The organism is Actinomycetota bacterium, assembly GCA_030019255.1.
In the GTDB taxonomy this organism is placed as follows: Bacteria; Actinomycetota; Geothermincolia; order Geothermincolales; family RBG-13-55-18; genus Solincola_A.
Genome location: JASEFK010000006.1, coordinates 150,535 through 165,477, shown reverse-complemented (window position 1 = coordinate 165,477; position 14,943 = coordinate 150,535). Strand labels below are relative to the sequence as shown.

The following is a 14,943-nucleotide window of genomic DNA, read 5'->3' as shown; positions in this document are numbered from 1 at the left end:
CTTGTCCTTCACCTTTTCGCGCTCCTGACGCTCTGTCCATCACCTAGTCCCATCCCTTTCGGTCTTCCGGATGGCCACCTTCCCCTCAGTCCATGACCGCCTCGCATTCCAGGAGTTCCACCCGCATCCCGGTCTCCCGGGCGATGTCCAGATACACCCGACCGGTCAGGTCCCTCCCCCAGCCGCTGAGGCGGAAGGGCGAGGAGGGTATGACCACCAGGTGGGGCGCAAACCCCTTCCTCTCCCTCCACTCCCGGAGGTGATCGATGAAGTCCTGCACCACCAAAAGATCGCCGAGCATGATGTTTCCCCCGAAGAAGCGGTTCTCCGGCACGCTCAAGTGCAGCTCCACGCCCTCCGGGAGGCTCAGCGGGCGTTCGCGCAGCATCTGTTCGAGGGTGGGGCGGACCAGCCGGGAGGTGAGAAAGAGCACCCGGCGCGCCCCAGAGGAGCGGATGAGGTCCTCCAGGTCCCGCAGGTAGGAGAGGCGCAGACCGCTCCCCATGAACACCACCCCCAGGTGGGTCCCGGTATGAAAATCGAAGGGGTAGCGGCACCGGCTTCTTTCCCCCTCCAGCTCCACCCTCTTACCCCCCCGGTCGACCAGGATGGACATCCTCCCCTTCCCGCTCTCCTGCAAAAGGGTGAGCAGGTCGCGGGCCTGGGGGCGGTTAAACACGTTGATCCCGTTCAGGCGGAGGATGACGTCTCCCGGCTCAAGCCCCCAGGAGGCGGCCGGGGAGTTGGGCACCACCCCTATCACCTCCGCAAGGTTCTTCCGTTCCCGGACGAGGTTTTCCTCGTAGAGGGCGGGGCTCACCACCACCGGGCAGGGGATGTCCTGGCGCAGTTCCCGCACCCGCCGCACCACGGCTCCCCACACCTCGTCGGTATCGAAGAGGGGTCGCGGGGAGAAGAACCGGGAGTAACCCGGCAGGTTGACCTGTACCATGCGGGCCCCGCAACCCGCGGCGTACAGGCAGGTTCTTCCCAGGTCCTCCAGCATCTCCTCCAGGGAGGGCTCCGGCCAGGCCACCACGGTCACGGCGAAGGGGATGCCCGCCTCCGCCAGGCGGGGCAGGGAGGAGATGGCCCTCCCCGGCTCGGGGTCACCCATGAGGAAGGAGCGCCGGGCGGGGTCGGAGCTGTTGAGGGAGAGGTCCAGAAAGAGGGGGGCCAGCTTCGCCAGTTCGCTTATGAGATCGGGACTTAGAGCGCATCCGTTGGTGGAGAGGCGCAAGGGTTCATCGGTGGTCTCGCGGAGGGATCGGAGCAAGGGGAGAATTTGTGGATGAGCGAACGGCTCCCGCGGGCCACCGAAGGTGGGGAAGAGCCCCCGCCGCGCCCGGGGGCGGTAGTGACGAATCCTGGCCTCCAGCCTCCTCCAGTCGTCCCCCGGGTCGAAGGGGGGATGGTAATGCAGGGTGGGCGGGGAACCCCGCAGGTAGCAGAACCGGCAACGGCAAGAGCAGCGGTCGGCGGCGTGAAGGATTACGTCCTGGGCGCTCGGCACCGGGGCGTCCGCCCAGTCGGAGAGGCGGCGCAGGCGGAATCCGTCCACCTCCACCGGCCGACCTCCGGCCTCCAGCTGCACCAGGGAGAGCAGGTTCTCCAGCAGCCGGGCCAAAAACTCCAACCGGGGCTCGTAGAGGGCGGCGTTCTCCCGGTTGAGGAAGGGCGGGAGGCCCTGGATCCCTTCCCGGACCGGTGCCTCTGAGATCTCTTTCCTTGCCAAAAGTCCTTTTACCGCGCCGGGAGGGAATCGCCCCTTCCCCGGGCTGGGGACTGCATCGGAGCCGGCCCCCAGGTCTCCCTTTCCTTCCGGGTGTTCCCCCCGGCATCCGGGGAGGGGAGGACGGGGCGCGGATGGGCCGGCCATCCCGGAATCTTCGAGTTCCTCCGCTCCCTCGCGGGGCGGGACATGGATGGAATGCACCGCCTTATCCGGGCCCAGGAAGCGGAACCCCTCCACCTCCACCTCCCTTCCTTCGCTCCGGAGGCGGAGGATGGAGAGGAGGTCGCGCAGCAGGCCTCGGGTGAACTCCACCAGGGGGGGATCGCCGGTCCGCGGTTCCGCCGGGGGGTGCAGGGGGTAGCGGAAGAGCGCGCCCTCCTCCGCTGGCTTCGCCGTTTCAGGTCCGGGACTTGCCCTCTCGGTTACCGGCAAGGGTTGCCCTTCGTCCATCTCCGCCCCCACCTCCGGATGCCGGTCCGGGGTCCGCACGGCGCCCGGGTCGCGAACTCCGCGCACCCGTCCGCGGGACGCCCGCCCCGCCCGGGCCCTCCGGGCGGAAGGCCGCCCCCCCTTCCGCCGCAATCAGAAGGGGGAGACCGCCTGGTACTCCCCGAAGACTCCCCGCAGCACCTCGCATATCTCCCCCTCGGTCACGTAGGCCTTGACGCACTGGATGAGGTGAGGGATGAGGTTCTCCTCCTCCCTCTTGGCCAGGGCCTCCAGTTCCCGGAGGAGCCGGGCCACCTCCCGGTTGTCCCGGGACCTTTTGATCTCCGAAAGGCGGGCCTTCTGCCTCTCCTCCGCCCGTTCCCTCCTCTCGGGGTCGTAGGGGTTGGGGACCAGCCGGTTGGTGGTCACCTCCAGCTCGTGCTCCCCGGTGAAGCAGTTCACCCCCACCACCAGCCTCTCCCCCCGCTCCATGGCCCGCTGGCGCTCGTAGGCGCTGCGGGATATCTCCCTCTGCATGTAGCCGTTCTCGATGGCCGCCACCGCCCCGCCCATCTTCTCTATCTTCTCCAGCTCCTCCCAGGCGGCGCTCTCGATCTCGTCGGTGAGGGACTCCATGCAGTAGGAGCCGGCGAAGGGATCGGCATACTCGAGGAGCCGCGCCTCGCAGGCGATGATCCTTCCCGCGTCCTGGGCCAGCTGGAGGGCCTCCAGGCTCCACCCCAGGCCTAGGGGCTCGTCGTAGGGAGGGAAGGGGAGGGGCCGGCCGCCGGAGAGGGCGCTGGCCACCGCCCCGATGACCGCCCGGGTGAGGTTGTTCAGAGGGCGCTGTAGGGTGGTGGAGGAGGGCCCGATGTGAGCCCCCAGGGCCTGGCGGATGCGCATGCTCCGCTCGTCCCGGGCCCCGAAACGCTCCTTCAGTATCCTGGCGTACATGCGCCTCGCCGCCCGCTGGAAGGCGATCTCCTTGAGCATCTCCATGGAGCCTCCGAAGGCATTGAAGGTGAAGCGGGGGGCGAATTCGTCCACCTGGAGGCCTGCATCCACCCCCACCCTGAGGTACTCGATGGCGATGGCCATGGAGAAGGCCAGGTCCTGTTCCCGGGTGGCCCCGGCCTCCCGGATGTGGTAGCCGCCGATGCTGGTGATGTTCACGTTGGGCATGTGGCGGGTGATGAACACCAGGCTGTCCCGGAACATGCGCAGGGCGTGCCGCGGGGGAAAGATATAGGTCCCCCGGGCGATGTACTCCTTAAGGATGTCGTTCTGGGGGGTGGCCCGCAACTTTTCCAGGGGTATGCCCCGCTTCTCGGCCAGGGCGGCGTACATGGCGATGATCACGTTGGCCGGGGCGTTGATGGTGAAGTTGGAGGCGATGCGGTCCAGGTCGAGGTCCCCTCGGTAGGGTTCGTAGATGATTTCGAAGTCGGCCAGGGTGTCCACGCACACCCCCACCTTGCCCACCTCCCCCTCGGCCAGGGGATGGTCGGAGTCGTAGCCGCACTGGGTGGGGAGGTCGAAGGCCAGGTTGGGACCTCCCCGTCCCCCCTGCTCGATAAGGCCCCTGTAGTAGTCCCGGGTGTCCTCCGGGGTGCCGTACCCGGAGTAGATGGCGGCGCGGGTCTGGCCACCGGCCCCGGGTATCTCCCCCTTTCCCCCGGCCAGGGAGGCCAGGCGGGCCAGGCCGGCCATGGGCTCGATGGGGAAGGTGCCGGCGGTGAAGGGGTAGGTGCCCGGGAAGCCGACCTTCTCCAAAAAGTCGAAGGGCTCGATGTCCAGGGGAGTGTAGAAGCGGCAGCTGTCCTTGTTCAGGTAGGGGAACCTCTGGAGGGCCTTGGCCAGGGGCCCCTCCTCCCAGGCACGGCGCGCCTCGCTTATCCGGTCCAGGTCCTCGGTCATCTCATCCCCCTTTCCCTGCTCGTGGTGCACGTGGGTCGTAGAACTTTAAAAGCTCGATATGTCTCCTTGGGATTGCCCAGGGAGCAAGGAGCATGGCATCCGGCCGACATAAAGATTATAAATTCCCGCATCCTTGTATCCTGCTCTTACGGTTCATTTCCCAGGGAGCGGCAAATTCCCGTTCCCAACCCGCCCCCCTGACCCTTCTCGCCGTGCGCAGCCGCACCACCGACCAGCTCAGTTCACTTTTACTAAAGTTATTATATATTCGGTGTCCTGGCAAGATGGATGAGGAGAGATAAAATCAACCATGCATCTCTGCCCGAGTTTCCGCGAGAAAAATCTTCTTTAAAGAGCCGAAGCCGCGTATAGAACCGGAAAAGGTATGCGTCCTCTCCGGCCGGTCATATCCGGGCTCATCCGGGCAAACTCACCCCGGCTTCGTGCGTCCCGCCTTTGGATGAAGCGTCCCAAGGCGTTGAAATGCTTAATCCGCGCATAAAGGATTCTTAACATTTATGGACGAAAATCGGGCCATAAGACAGGTAGAGGATCGGACCCGGAAATCGTGCGGCGCCGGCATAGTGATAGCGGGAGGTGCTGGGATGAAGATGATGGTAAGGGTAAGCCGGTTTCCATTCGCGGAATCATGCATAGGTGCAAGTGTGCGGTATTGTAAAGCGGGACAATTCATGTGTCGAAACGCTCTTCGCCCAAATGGCTTGTAATCGCGGTGATTAAGTAATCCGCGCCGCCGGTGCGGAAACGGGCAGGGGGCTCAGGATGCGTAAAGGACTGAGAAAGAGGAGAGATGTCGCTCGGGACGGGTTTCGGAACCCTGGCCTGGAAGCCAAGAGCGCAGGTCTCAAACCTCAGGTCCGCGATTTTTCCCCGGGGGGCGTGCCCCGGGGCCGGATTGCGTTCCGGCCGGCGCTCCTGGCCACTTTGATCCTGGTCGCCCTCCACCTGGGATGCGGAGGGAAAGCGGCCCAGCCGGAAAAGCCCGGGGCAGTGACCGTGGAGCGCATCCGCACCGGATCCTTCCCCCGCTGGTCCTGGAGCCGCGACCTGATCACCTTCACCGACCTCGTGGATGGCCGGTACGAAGTTTTCGTCTGCCGTCCGGACGGAAGCGACGCGGTATGCCTCACGGCGGGAAAGGAAGCCCTGGAGGGATGCGGGCACCGCGGCCAGTCGGCATGGCACCCGAGCGGGGATTACATCATCTTCACCGCGGAGAACGCCGCCTATCCTCGCTTAAAACACGGTGCATCGGCGCGGCCCGGCTGGGGGCGGAACCACAACGTGTGGATCATGACCGCGGACGGTTCCCGCTTCTGGAGGCTGACCGACTACCCCGAGAACTGGGCGGTCATAGAGCCCTCCTTTTCAGGTGATGGGAGCAAGGTCTTCTGGTGCGAGGAATATTCCATGGAAAAATATCCCAACGGGAAGGAGGGGGACCTCCTTCTTCCGGGAGACCGGCCCTCCGGCCCGCCCTATGGTCACCCCGGTGCCTACCATTCCTCCGAGCAGTTCACCTACCGGGTGGGGGAGGAGATGCTGGCCTGGAGGATAGTCTACGCCGATATTGCCTTCGGGCCGGAGGGGCCGGAGCTTTCCAACTTAAGGAAGCTGGAGCCGCCCCCGGGTTACACCCTCAACGAGGCCAACGGGTTCGTGCCCGGAGACCAGGGTTTCATAGGCTGCTACTCCGTGCTCGCCGAGACCAACGGGCGGGCGGTGGCCGGGGAGTTGTTCACCTGCGACCTGGAGGGGAGGCTGGTGGAAAGGCTGACGGACAGCGTCTGGCTGCACGACGAGGACCCCTCTTATTCGCCCGACGGCACCCTCATCGCCTTCAAGGAGACCAAGGGTATCGTGGGCCACGAGGACGAGATATACATCGTGCGGGTCGACGGATCGGGTAAGACCCGGCTTACTCACTTCACCGAGCCCGGTTACCCGGAATATGACCCTGTCTACGTCATGGAGGAAACGGGTCCGTACGAGTATCGTCCCTCCGGCACCCAGATAACCGAGATGTGCTTCGGTCCGGACGGGAAGAGGATCGTCTTCGGGCGTTGCCGCCCGACCGGCGATCCCCTGGATTCCGCCCTGGGCATCCCCTCCTACCTCTATATCCTGACCCTGCACGATGAGTACGCGGGAGGTGGATGATGGCACGTCGAGCGGGCTACCGACTGCGCGCCCTATTATGGGTGGAGTCCCTGCTGATAATGGGCAGCGTGGTGGCCGCCTACCTCCTGCACTGGCGCATCCCGCTTCCCGCCTGGCTGGCGGTGCCCGCCGGGGTGTTGCTGTGGGGCGGCGGCCTCCTGTACACCCTGAGGCGGCGCGGCGAATGGAAGGCGCGGCGGGGGAGGGGGAGGCGGCGGATGTTCCCCGGGGGGTATCCCCTGGTATGGGCCAGGGGGGCGATGCACCTGGGGGTGGCCCTGGGTTTCCGTTCCTGGCCCACCCTGGGCGCCGCGGTCGTCTTCCTGGCGGTCAACCTATTTTTGGCCGCGCGAGCCAGGCGCGTGGTCCTGGAAAGGGTGTGGGAGCTCGCGGAAGGCGGGAAGTTCCCTCGCCGGGTGTGAGGTTCGGTAAAGCCTGTTTTTTCGCCTGTCCCGTGCCCCGCCGGCGGGCTCACCCCGAACGTGCGCCGGGCGCATGGTCCCCTCAAGTAACGAGGATGTACACCCCCGGGATGCCAACCCGGCGCTCCGGGGCATTGTATACTCTACCCTGTCCACCCCGGCTTACAGGGCCGGCGTAGAGGCGGGAGGAAGATTCGGGCCCGGTGGGAGGGCACGATCGGGGAGGATTCAAGTGACGCCGGTGCCCGGGGAATGGGCATGGGCGAAAGACGGCGGACGAAAGAGGACCGAGGGAGGGAGCACGGATGGCGGACCCCGAGCACCTGGAGATACTCAAGCGGGGAGTGGAGGCCTGGAACGAGTGGAGGAGGAACAACGTCTACGTCGTCCCCGACCTTTACGGCGCCGACCTGCGGGGCATGGACCTGCAGTACGTGCACTTCATGCGCACCAACCTGGGAGAGGCCAACCTGGCCGGGTGCAACCTGCGCAAGTCCTACCTGGTGGGTGCCTACCTGCACGGCGCCGACCTCTCGGGGTGTGACCTGGAGGGGGCGGACATGCGCGGCTGTCACCTGAGCGAGGCCAGCCTGCGCGGGGCCCGGCTGGTGGGTGCGGTGCTCAATAAGTCCCTGGCGACGGGGGTGGATTTTTCCGGGGCGGACCTGCGTTCGGCCATGATGCTGGGAACCAACCTGGAGAACTCCGATTTCACCGGCGCGAACATGGAGGACGTGGACCTAACGGACGCCAGGCTCAGGGGCGCCAGGGTGGAGGGAGTAAAGGGTTACCGTTTCCCGGGGCGGTGAATCAGTATACCCAGCCGGGGAAGGTGCACACGTTGGCCGGTTCCCGGGTGCGGTACATCTCGATGCCCCGCCAGGGTTCCCCCAGGATGCCGTCGTGGATGGCCCAGGCCCGGCCGCGCACCGTCTTCTCCATTCCCGGCCTGCGGAAGGGGGTGCTCCCGTCCAGCTTCTGGAATAATTCGCCGCCCGGCTGGAACCCGGCGTGGATCTCCTCCATCCTGCGGCGGCCGCGGATGTAGTTGAAACCGTAGTACTCGAAGAGGATGGCCGTGTTGTAGGTCAGGGGCTCGGCGATGACCATGTCCTGGCCCATGGCGGTGATGAACTTCTCCGCCAGGGAGACGAAGTCCCGCAGCAGGCGCAGGCCGCGCCGTACCTGTCCGGGGGCCAGCCCGGCCTCCATGGCCCGGATCTCCTCCGGGATGTTGCGGCGCACGGTGGCGAACTTGGTGCGCCGCCCCTGTTCGTCCACGTCGGTGTCGAAGCGCGGGCTGCGCGGGTCGTTGATGATGAGGAAGTTTATCTCGATCTTGTAGAGGGGGGTGTCCTCTATCTCCAAGTAGAAGATGTAGTCCCGGTCCCCCGGGTTCTCCCGCACCTCGATGATGGCGAAGGTGGACCGGGTGGGGGCCTTTATCTCCACCACCTTCTCGCCCCGGGGGTTGGTGAGGGTCTCGCGGTCGATGCCGAAGAGGTCGAATATCTTCCCGGGGATGAGCAGCGCGTAGACCCTTTCCCTGGTCGCCTCGTCCAGGAGGTTGAGGTCCTGGATGTTGTGGTGCTGGGCCTTGCCCACCAGGGAATGGAAGGTTTCCAGGAATTCCCTTTCCTCCATGTCGACCATGCTCCCGCCCCCTTCCCTCAGGCGGAAAGCCTTTCATCGATGAACCCGGCGATGCGCATGGCCATGGCCATGATGGTCAGCTGGGGGTTGACCCCCGGCGAGGAGGGAAGGATGCTCCCGTCGCAGATGAAGAGGTTCTCCACGTCCCAGGTCTCCCCGGTGTGGCGCACCACCGACCATGCCGGGTCGTCCCCCATGCGGCAGGTCCCCAGGGGGTGGTAGGCGCTCATGCCGTAGAAGTCCGAGGCTCTCACCCTGGCACGCTCCAGGCGGCGGAGGTCCCCGGGCCCGCTCAGCTCGTAATGCCCGGCGATGGGCGTGAAGACCCGGCGGGCCCCCGCGGCGAACCATATCTCGGCCATGAGCGCCACCGCCGCCTTGGCCTTCTCCACGTCGCGGCCGCGGAGGTTGTAGAGCATGGCGGGTCGATTCCCCGGCCTGCGCAGGTCCACCACCCTTCCCCGCGAGTCGCTTTCCGAGACCATGCCCCCGAAAATGCCCATATTGGGATATTTTTCCATGAGTTCCATGTGGCGTCGGCCGGCGAAGGGCAGGGCCAGGGCATGCACCTCGGGGGGTACCGTGCCGCCCTCCAGCATGATGCCTTCCCCCTGGAACTCGTCCACGTAGCAGGCCTGGGGGATGCCCCGGGGCGGCCCCAGTACCTCGTCAAAGAGGGCCACCGTCTGCACGGCGGGATGGATCTGTAGGTTCCTCCCCACCTGGCCGCTGGAGTTGGCCAGGCCCTGCCGCAGGAGGAGGAAGGGAGTGTAAACGGCGCCGGCGGAGAGCACCACTACCCGGGACTCCACCTCCAGGCGGCGGCCGTTCGGCTTCCCGCTCCCCGGGTCCAGGAAAGAGGCGGCGACGCCGGCGGCGCGCCCGTCGCGGACCAGGATGCGCTCCGCCCGGCAGCGCGTATATATGTCGACCCCGAAGGCCAGGGCATCGGGAATGAAGGAGACGTCCACGCTCTGCTTGGAGCCGGAGGGACACCCGAAGGCGCAGGACCCGAAACCCTCGCATTCCTTGGCGTTGCGGGGAAGCCATCCGCAGGACAGGCCCAGCCTCTCCGCCCCGGCCAGGAAAGTTTGCGCCACCTTTCCCGCCACCTCCGGGTCGGCCCTTTTCACGAAGAGGTACTCTTCCAGGTGGGAGTAAATGAGGTTGAGTTCCTCCTCGGTTATCTCGCGGAGCCCGTGGGTCATCTGCCACCTCTTGAGCACGGGACGGTGCATGCGCAGTGCGGTTCCGGAGTTGACGGTGGTGGTGCCGCCCACCGTCTTCCCCAGGGGGAGGAGGATGAAGGGCATGCCCAGGGTCACGGTCTGTCCGGCGTCCCGGTACATGCGCATGTAGGCCTCGGAAGGCCGGAGGTTGAAGTCCTCGCGGGTGAAATACCCTCCCTCCTCGAGGACCACCACCCGGTGTCCCTCCGAAGCCAGCTCCCGGGCCAGGGGTCCACCTCCGGCACCGCTGCCGACGATGACCACGTCGGCTTCAAGCCGCAGGTCCGTGGAGACCATGTCCGGGGTGATGATCATGGCTCTCCCTCCTTGCGGGGTGGAAGGGTGCCGTCCCTGGTAACCACGCGAAGGTCGGCCTCCTCCCGGAGGGCCTGGGGGTCGAACCCCAGGGGGACGGAGACCTCCGGGCGCCGGTAATAGGACATGTAGAGAGGCATCCCCGCCAGCAGGGCCACCCCCCGTAGGAGGGGATTGCGCGAGGCGAGCAGGCGGTTGAGAAAGTCCTCCCTGGCCTGCGGGTTCAGGCGGGAAAAGGGTTTACCCGTCATGAACGGGCAGAGCAGGTGCAAGGAGTACAGGCAGTACCGGTAAAGATAGGGCAGCTCCGGGGCGCCGGCCCGGAAATATTCCTCCATGAAGGCCGCCTGTCCCTCGGGATCGGGCGGGGGGAGGGAGGACGAATTCCCAAGATAGGCGGAAAGCAGCTCATCCAGGCGCGACTGCGGAAAAAGCTTCATCCTCTTCCTCCTGCCAGAATATGCCATCCAGGTCACTACCCCGATGCGTGCGATCCAGCCGGATATTATCACAAGAAGCGGTTGGCCGTCATTCCTGCTCCGGCTTTCCAAGGCAGGACATGCCGGGGACGTGTAAAGGGAGTTGATTCGCGGTAAGAACTTGGAATAAAAAGAAATCCGGGAACGGCGACGGTCGAAAGGGGGTAAAAATGGCGGGAGCAGGGCCTGACAAGACGAATTTCACCAGGTCCGACCACTATTTCCGGGTGGGGAGGCTGCGCTGCGCGGCCTGGCTTTACCTTCCGGAGGGGGTGGACAGGCCACCGGTGGTGGTCATGGCCCACGGCTTCGGGGCCCAGAGGGATTTCGGGCTTCCCGCCTATGCGGAGAGGTTCGCCTCGGTAGGATTGGCGGTCTTCCTCTTCGATTACCGGAACTTCGGGGCCAGCGAGGGAAGGCCCCGCAACCTGGTGAATCCCTGGCGTCATCTCCGGGACTGGAGACATGCCCTTTCCTACGTGCGTTCCCTGAAGGAGGTGGACGGGTCGAGGGTCGGCCTGTGGGGATCCTCCTACAGCGGAGGCCACGCCTTGGTCACCGCCTCCCGCGATCCGGAGGTGGCGGCGGTAGTCGTGCAGGTTCCCTTCGTTGACGGGGTATCTTCCGCCGCCTATACCGGCTTTAAGCATGCCTGGCAGGCCACGGCGGCCGGACTGAAGGATCTGGGACGAGCGATCACCTTCCGCGAACCCTACTGCGTGCCCATCGTCTCCGACCCGGATACCTTCGGGATCATGAACACCCCGGAGAGCAAGCCCGGCTACTTGGCCCTGGTTCCCGAGGGGAGCGACTGGAAAAACGAGTGCCCGGCGCGGGCGGTGCTCGAGCTGCTTCTGTACAGGCCCACTCGGAGGGCGGGGAGGGTTAGATGCCCCGCCCTGGTCATCCTGGGGGAAAATGATTCCCTCATCAAGCCGAGGGCAGTGGAGAAGGCCGCCTCCCGCATGAAGGAAGTGACCATCGTCCATCTACCGGTGGGGCATTTCGATGTTTACCGTGGAGAATGGTTCGAGAAGGTGGTCTCCAGGCAGGAGGAGTTCTTCCGCCGGCACCTGGGTGCCTGAGATGCACCGTCTTAGACCTTTTAGAATCGAACATCCGGCGGGGCGCTTTGCCGTCTACCTTACCCACAAAACACAAGAACCCGGATGCAGTGGAGCTTTAAACGTTAGGTTTGATCCACAGGCCTAGGTCTTCGCGGGAAGGGCTTAGATCCGGGGAGGCGGTAAACTGACCGAAGGTTTGATGTCCAGAAGGCATGGCGATAATGTTCGTGATGCCGGAACATTATTCTTGGTAAAGCTTTCCTAACTCCTGGGAGGTGATGGAATTGTACAAGCGCGTCCTGGACGAGTTCTATAGGCTCCCGGTGGAAAAAGTGATGAAGAAAACCGGTTATGCCGTTCTACCCAAGGACGTGACCGTGCTCGAGGTTCTCGAGACCCTAATTGATTTCGGGCATATCTGGATCACCGAATACCCCGGTTCGAACCGGGTGGTAGGAGTCATCGCCCGCAAGGACTTCGTGGAGATGGTTCTACCCCCTCAGTTCAATCGCATGGGCACACCCGGGCGGGCAGAGAGCAAAACCCTTTACTACGACGGGGCCGTGATCACCGCCGAGGACATGATGACCCGGAATGTGGTCAAGGTGGAGGTGGGCACGGAGATGAAAGAGGTACTGAAGCAGATGAGCGTCAATTTCGTGCGCCAGGTACCGGTGGTGCGTCGGGATGAGCTGGTGGGAGAAGTTTCCATGCACGACCTCATCCGCAATTTCGTGGAGCTTTACAAGTTCCAAGGGAGGAAGGAAGGGACAGGCGGGGAACCTTGCCCGGAAGAGGCCTGAACGCAGCCCTGCGGTAAACGGCGCAGGGGAGGGTTCGGCAAGGATGATTATCGATCTCCGGGAGAAAAAGGAATCAGGCATCAAGGAACACGACGAGGAAAGATCAAGGGACGCATATGGAGACGGACGTATATCACATCCTGATCAGCATCGCCCTCCTGCTCTTCGCGGCAAAGCTTTTCGGTGAGCTGACTTCCCGCCTACAGTTACCCAGTGTTCTGGGGGAAATAGTTGCGGGAATCCTACTGGGTCCCTCCCTCCTGGGCTGGGTGCAGCCGGACGTCACCATCCAGACCGTATCCACTTTGGGCATCATGCTCCTCCTTTTCATGGCTGGCCTGGAGATCGATCTGACCACCATGCGCAGGATGGGGATGGCTTCCCTGGTGGTTGCCATATTCGGCGTCGCCGTGCCCATGGCGGCAGGGACACTGATTTTCAGAGCGGCGGGGGAAAGCCTCAGGAGCGCCGTTTTCATCGGGGGCATCATGACCGCCACTAGCATAGGGCTAACCTTGAGAAGTCTGATGGACATGGGAAAATTCCGCACCAGGGAGGGGACTACGGTGGTAACGGCGGCGGTGATAGACGACGTGATAGGTATTTTCATACTCACTGTCCTGGTATCGGTGGTCACCGTGGGAGAATTTCCCAGTACCTTACATGTGTTGAGGCTGTTGGGACTGATGACTCTTTTCTTCGCCGCGGTGATCTCGCTTGGTTTCTGGGGATCGAAGTGGCTTACCCGCCTGGTGTCGCGTATGTGGGTGGACGAGGCGATGGTGGCTATAAGTATCTGTTTCGCCATCGCTTTGGGATGGATGGCCTCCAGCGTGAAGGTGGCGGAGATCACGGGAGCCTTTCTGGCCGGCTTGGTGCTCAACCCTACGCGGGAGAAGAAGGCCATCGCGGAAAGGTTGAACACCATCGGATATGGTTTCTTCATCCCCCTTTTTTTCACCTATATAGGCGTGAACATGAAGCTGGGGGCTCTCCGGGAAGCGGGTATCATGTCCATCCTCTTCCTCCTGATTGCCATCCTGGGGAAGATCGTCGGGTGCGGGCTTGGAGCGCGTCCCTGGTTCAGCAACCGCAGCTCTTTGGCCATCGGGGTGGGCATGATACCCAGGGCGGAAGTGGCCCTGATCATGGCCACCATCGGACTGCAGGCCGGTGCAATAGGGAACAAGGTCTTTGCCATGACCGTGCTCATGGTTTTCGTGACCAACCTGCTCACGCCCCTGCTGCTCAAGTTGGCCTTTCGAAGGGTCGGTGAGAGGGAATCCGCGGAGGCGGGGAGAGGACACTGAGAGAAGTCGCGGTCCAGAAGAGCCCGAAGATTCCACATTTATAGGCGCCTTGCCGTGGATGTGTTATGCGGAGATGGAGCCGGGTGGGACAGGCCGGTCACAACTGCTACTCCCGCGGCTTTTGGGACCCCGTTACAGTGAAAAGCGAATCCAGCGATAGCCGGAACCCCGTATCACTCCTCGCGGGGCGGCTTCCGGTCCCCGCCCGGGTGAATGCGGATAGGATCTTTCCCAGGCCGCCCTCGATATTCGCCGGTTTTTTGCCTGCGATTAGGTGAAAACTTAGATCGTGGAAAACCGTAAAACGCTTCCTCCCCGCGCGTGGAATCTGGAAAAGGGGAAAGGACATATGGTTTGTTTCCGAAACCTGGAGTCAAAAGCAGGGCTTCAAAGTAAGAGCGCTCGGGATCGGGATGGCATGGCGTGGGAAAGCGGTGTCGAAAGCGGGAAGAAACGAGTTCCATCGATATTCAGAGGAAAGAGATATTGACGGGAGAAAAAGACCGGGTTAAATTCAATGCGGAATGACATGTCATTCAGAAAGGGGGATGAATGGACCTCACCCTGGTTGAGCGCCGGCGCAGCGAGATAATCGAAGCCGCGCTGGAGGTCTTTTCCGAGAAGGGTTACCACGCGGCAAAAATAGAGGATATCGCGGCCCGTCTGAACATAGGGCATGGCACCTTTTACCGCTACTTCAAGAACAAGCTGGACATCTTCAACCACGTGGTGGAGGATATCATCTCCAGGGCCACGGAGTTCGTGTCCGACATCGACCCGCGGGAACCGAATACCCTGGAAGAGTACCGCGAACAACTGGAAACCATAGGGGATCGACTGTTCGAACTCTTCAAAAGCTACCCGCAGATATCACGCGTCCTTTTCTACGAGGCATTCGGAATAAACGACGAATCCATGCAGAAGAGGATCAGGGACATCTTCGACCTCTTCGGTAAGTTCACCGCCATGTACCTGGAGAACGGGGTACGCAAGGGATACCTGCGCCGTGACCTTCACATAAAGGAGACCGCCCTGGCAGTGAACGCCGCTCTCTTCGAGGCCTGCCGGAGGGTGGTTTCTTCCGAGGATCCAGACCGGGCGGTGAAGGTGTGGAAGGAGACCATCATCACCCTCATGCTGGAGGGGATGAAAGCGCGGCCATGAGGAGGCTTTTACGTGGCCCGGTGACACCGCCGCACGGGGTCCGTTCGGTCCCGGTGGCGGAACATCCCGCCGAGGGCTGACGGGTCGGGGGGGTGAGAGCGAGCAGGCTCGGCGATTTGCGCTGGAAGGGGGGATGACAACCGGGGGATGATTTGGGATGGGAACTCGGTGAGCTCGGGACGGAATGACCGGTCATTCCGAAACCGCTCAGGGTAGTGCGTGGCAGGCTCTTGGGACAG

General features: G+C 63.5%; 12 protein-coding genes. 7 read left to right on the top strand and 5 right to left on the bottom strand.

The window, feature by feature from the left end; genetic code table 11:
• Window positions 1-85: 85 nt before the first annotated feature.
• Together QME84_07250 and QME84_07245 are read right to left on the bottom strand one after the other, a co-directional pair.
• Window positions 86-2,185 carry a radical SAM protein gene (locus QME84_07250; protein ID MDI6874062.1) on the bottom strand — a complete coding sequence of 700 codons (2,100 nt, stop codon included), beginning with the start codon at window positions 2,183-2,185 and terminating at the stop codon, window positions 86-88.
• A gap of 132 nt (window positions 2,186-2,317) precedes the next feature.
• Window positions 2,318-4,081 carry a methylmalonyl-CoA mutase family protein gene (locus QME84_07245; protein MDI6874061.1) on the bottom strand — a complete coding sequence of 588 codons (1,764 nt, stop codon included), beginning with the start codon at window positions 4,079-4,081 and terminating at the stop codon, window positions 2,318-2,320.
• Window positions 4,082-5,026: 945 nt separating this feature from the next.
• Here QME84_07245 and QME84_07240 point away from each other — a divergent pair.
• The 3 genes from QME84_07240 (at window position 5,027) to QME84_07230 (ending at window position 7,493) form a co-directional block, all read left to right on the top strand.
• Window positions 5,027-6,262, top strand: coding sequence for a hypothetical protein (locus QME84_07240; protein MDI6874060.1), 1,236 nt, complete (start codon window positions 5,027-5,029; stop codon window positions 6,260-6,262).
• Window positions 6,262-6,684: a hypothetical protein gene (locus tag QME84_07235; GenBank protein MDI6874059.1), complete on the top strand. Its 423-nt coding sequence runs from the start codon at window positions 6,262-6,264 to the stop codon at window positions 6,682-6,684. Before QME84_07240 ends, QME84_07235 begins: the two co-directional genes overlap by 1 nt.
• A 305-nt stretch (window positions 6,685-6,989) precedes the next feature.
• On the top strand, window positions 6,990-7,493 hold the full coding sequence (locus tag QME84_07230) for a pentapeptide repeat-containing protein (GenBank protein MDI6874058.1): 504 nt from the start codon (window positions 6,990-6,992) through the stop codon (window positions 7,491-7,493).
• Between the two features lies 1 nt (window position 7,494).
• On the opposite strand, the gene QME84_07225 is transcribed toward QME84_07230, so the two are convergent.
• From QME84_07225 to QME84_07215, 3 genes are read right to left on the bottom strand one after another with little or no spacing between them, the layout of a single operon-like run.
• Entirely contained in the window at window positions 7,495-8,337 is an 843-nt protein-coding gene (locus QME84_07225) for a hypothetical protein (GenBank protein MDI6874057.1), read from the bottom strand.
• Between the two features lie 17 nt (window positions 8,338-8,354).
• Complete coding sequence (locus tag QME84_07220; protein ID MDI6874056.1) at window positions 8,355-9,881, bottom strand: GMC family oxidoreductase; 1,527 nt, start codon at window positions 9,879-9,881, stop codon at window positions 8,355-8,357.
• Window positions 9,878-10,321 carry a hypothetical protein gene (locus QME84_07215; GenBank protein ID MDI6874055.1) on the bottom strand — a complete coding sequence of 148 codons (444 nt, stop codon included), beginning with the start codon at window positions 10,319-10,321 and terminating at the stop codon, window positions 9,878-9,880. The genes QME84_07220 and QME84_07215 overlap by 4 nt, the downstream gene beginning before the upstream one ends.
• 209 nt (window positions 10,322-10,530) lie before the next feature.
• Between QME84_07215 and QME84_07210 the strand changes: the two genes are divergently transcribed.
• The 4 genes from QME84_07210 (at window position 10,531) to QME84_07195 (ending at window position 14,704) form a co-directional block, all read left to right on the top strand.
• Complete coding sequence (locus tag QME84_07210) at window positions 10,531-11,445, top strand: alpha/beta fold hydrolase (GenBank protein ID MDI6874054.1); 915 nt, start codon at window positions 10,531-10,533, stop codon at window positions 11,443-11,445.
• Between the two features lie 260 nt (window positions 11,446-11,705).
• Window positions 11,706-12,230, top strand: a complete 525-nt coding sequence (locus QME84_07205; protein MDI6874053.1) for a CBS domain-containing protein — start codon at window positions 11,706-11,708, stop codon at window positions 12,228-12,230.
• 116 nt (window positions 12,231-12,346) lie between these two features.
• Window positions 12,347-13,540, top strand: coding sequence for a cation:proton antiporter (locus tag QME84_07200; GenBank protein ID MDI6874052.1), 1,194 nt, complete (start codon window positions 12,347-12,349; stop codon window positions 13,538-13,540).
• 552 nt (window positions 13,541-14,092) lie between these two features.
• A complete protein-coding gene (locus QME84_07195; protein MDI6874051.1) occupies window positions 14,093-14,704 on the top strand; it encodes a TetR/AcrR family transcriptional regulator in 612 nt (203 codons plus the stop codon).
• Window positions 14,705-14,943: the final 239 nt, after the last annotated feature.

Coding starts and splice junctions, on each gene's coding strand:
- QME84_07250 (MDI6874062.1), bottom strand. CDS start 2,185: ATGGACGAAGGGCAACCCTTGCCGGTAACCGAGAGGGCAAGTCCCGGA.
- QME84_07245 (MDI6874061.1), bottom strand. CDS start 4,081: ATGACCGAGGACCTGGACCGGATAAGCGAGGCGCGCCGTGCCTGGGAG.
- QME84_07235 (MDI6874059.1), top strand. CDS start 6,262: ATGGCACGTCGAGCGGGCTACCGACTGCGCGCCCTATTATGGGTGGAG.
- QME84_07230 (MDI6874058.1), top strand. CDS start 6,990: ATGGCGGACCCCGAGCACCTGGAGATACTCAAGCGGGGAGTGGAGGCC.
- QME84_07225 (MDI6874057.1), bottom strand. CDS start 8,337: ATGGTCGACATGGAGGAAAGGGAATTCCTGGAAACCTTCCATTCCCTG.
- QME84_07220 (MDI6874056.1), bottom strand. CDS start 9,881: ATGATCATCACCCCGGACATGGTCTCCACGGACCTGCGGCTTGAAGCC.
- QME84_07215 (MDI6874055.1), bottom strand. CDS start 10,321: ATGAAGCTTTTTCCGCAGTCGCGCCTGGATGAGCTGCTTTCCGCCTAT.
- QME84_07210 (MDI6874054.1), top strand. CDS start 10,531: ATGGCGGGAGCAGGGCCTGACAAGACGAATTTCACCAGGTCCGACCAC.
- QME84_07205 (MDI6874053.1), top strand. CDS start 11,706: ATGGAATTGTACAAGCGCGTCCTGGACGAGTTCTATAGGCTCCCGGTG.
- QME84_07200 (MDI6874052.1), top strand. CDS start 12,347: ATGGAGACGGACGTATATCACATCCTGATCAGCATCGCCCTCCTGCTC.
- QME84_07195 (MDI6874051.1), top strand. CDS start 14,093: ATGGACCTCACCCTGGTTGAGCGCCGGCGCAGCGAGATAATCGAAGCC.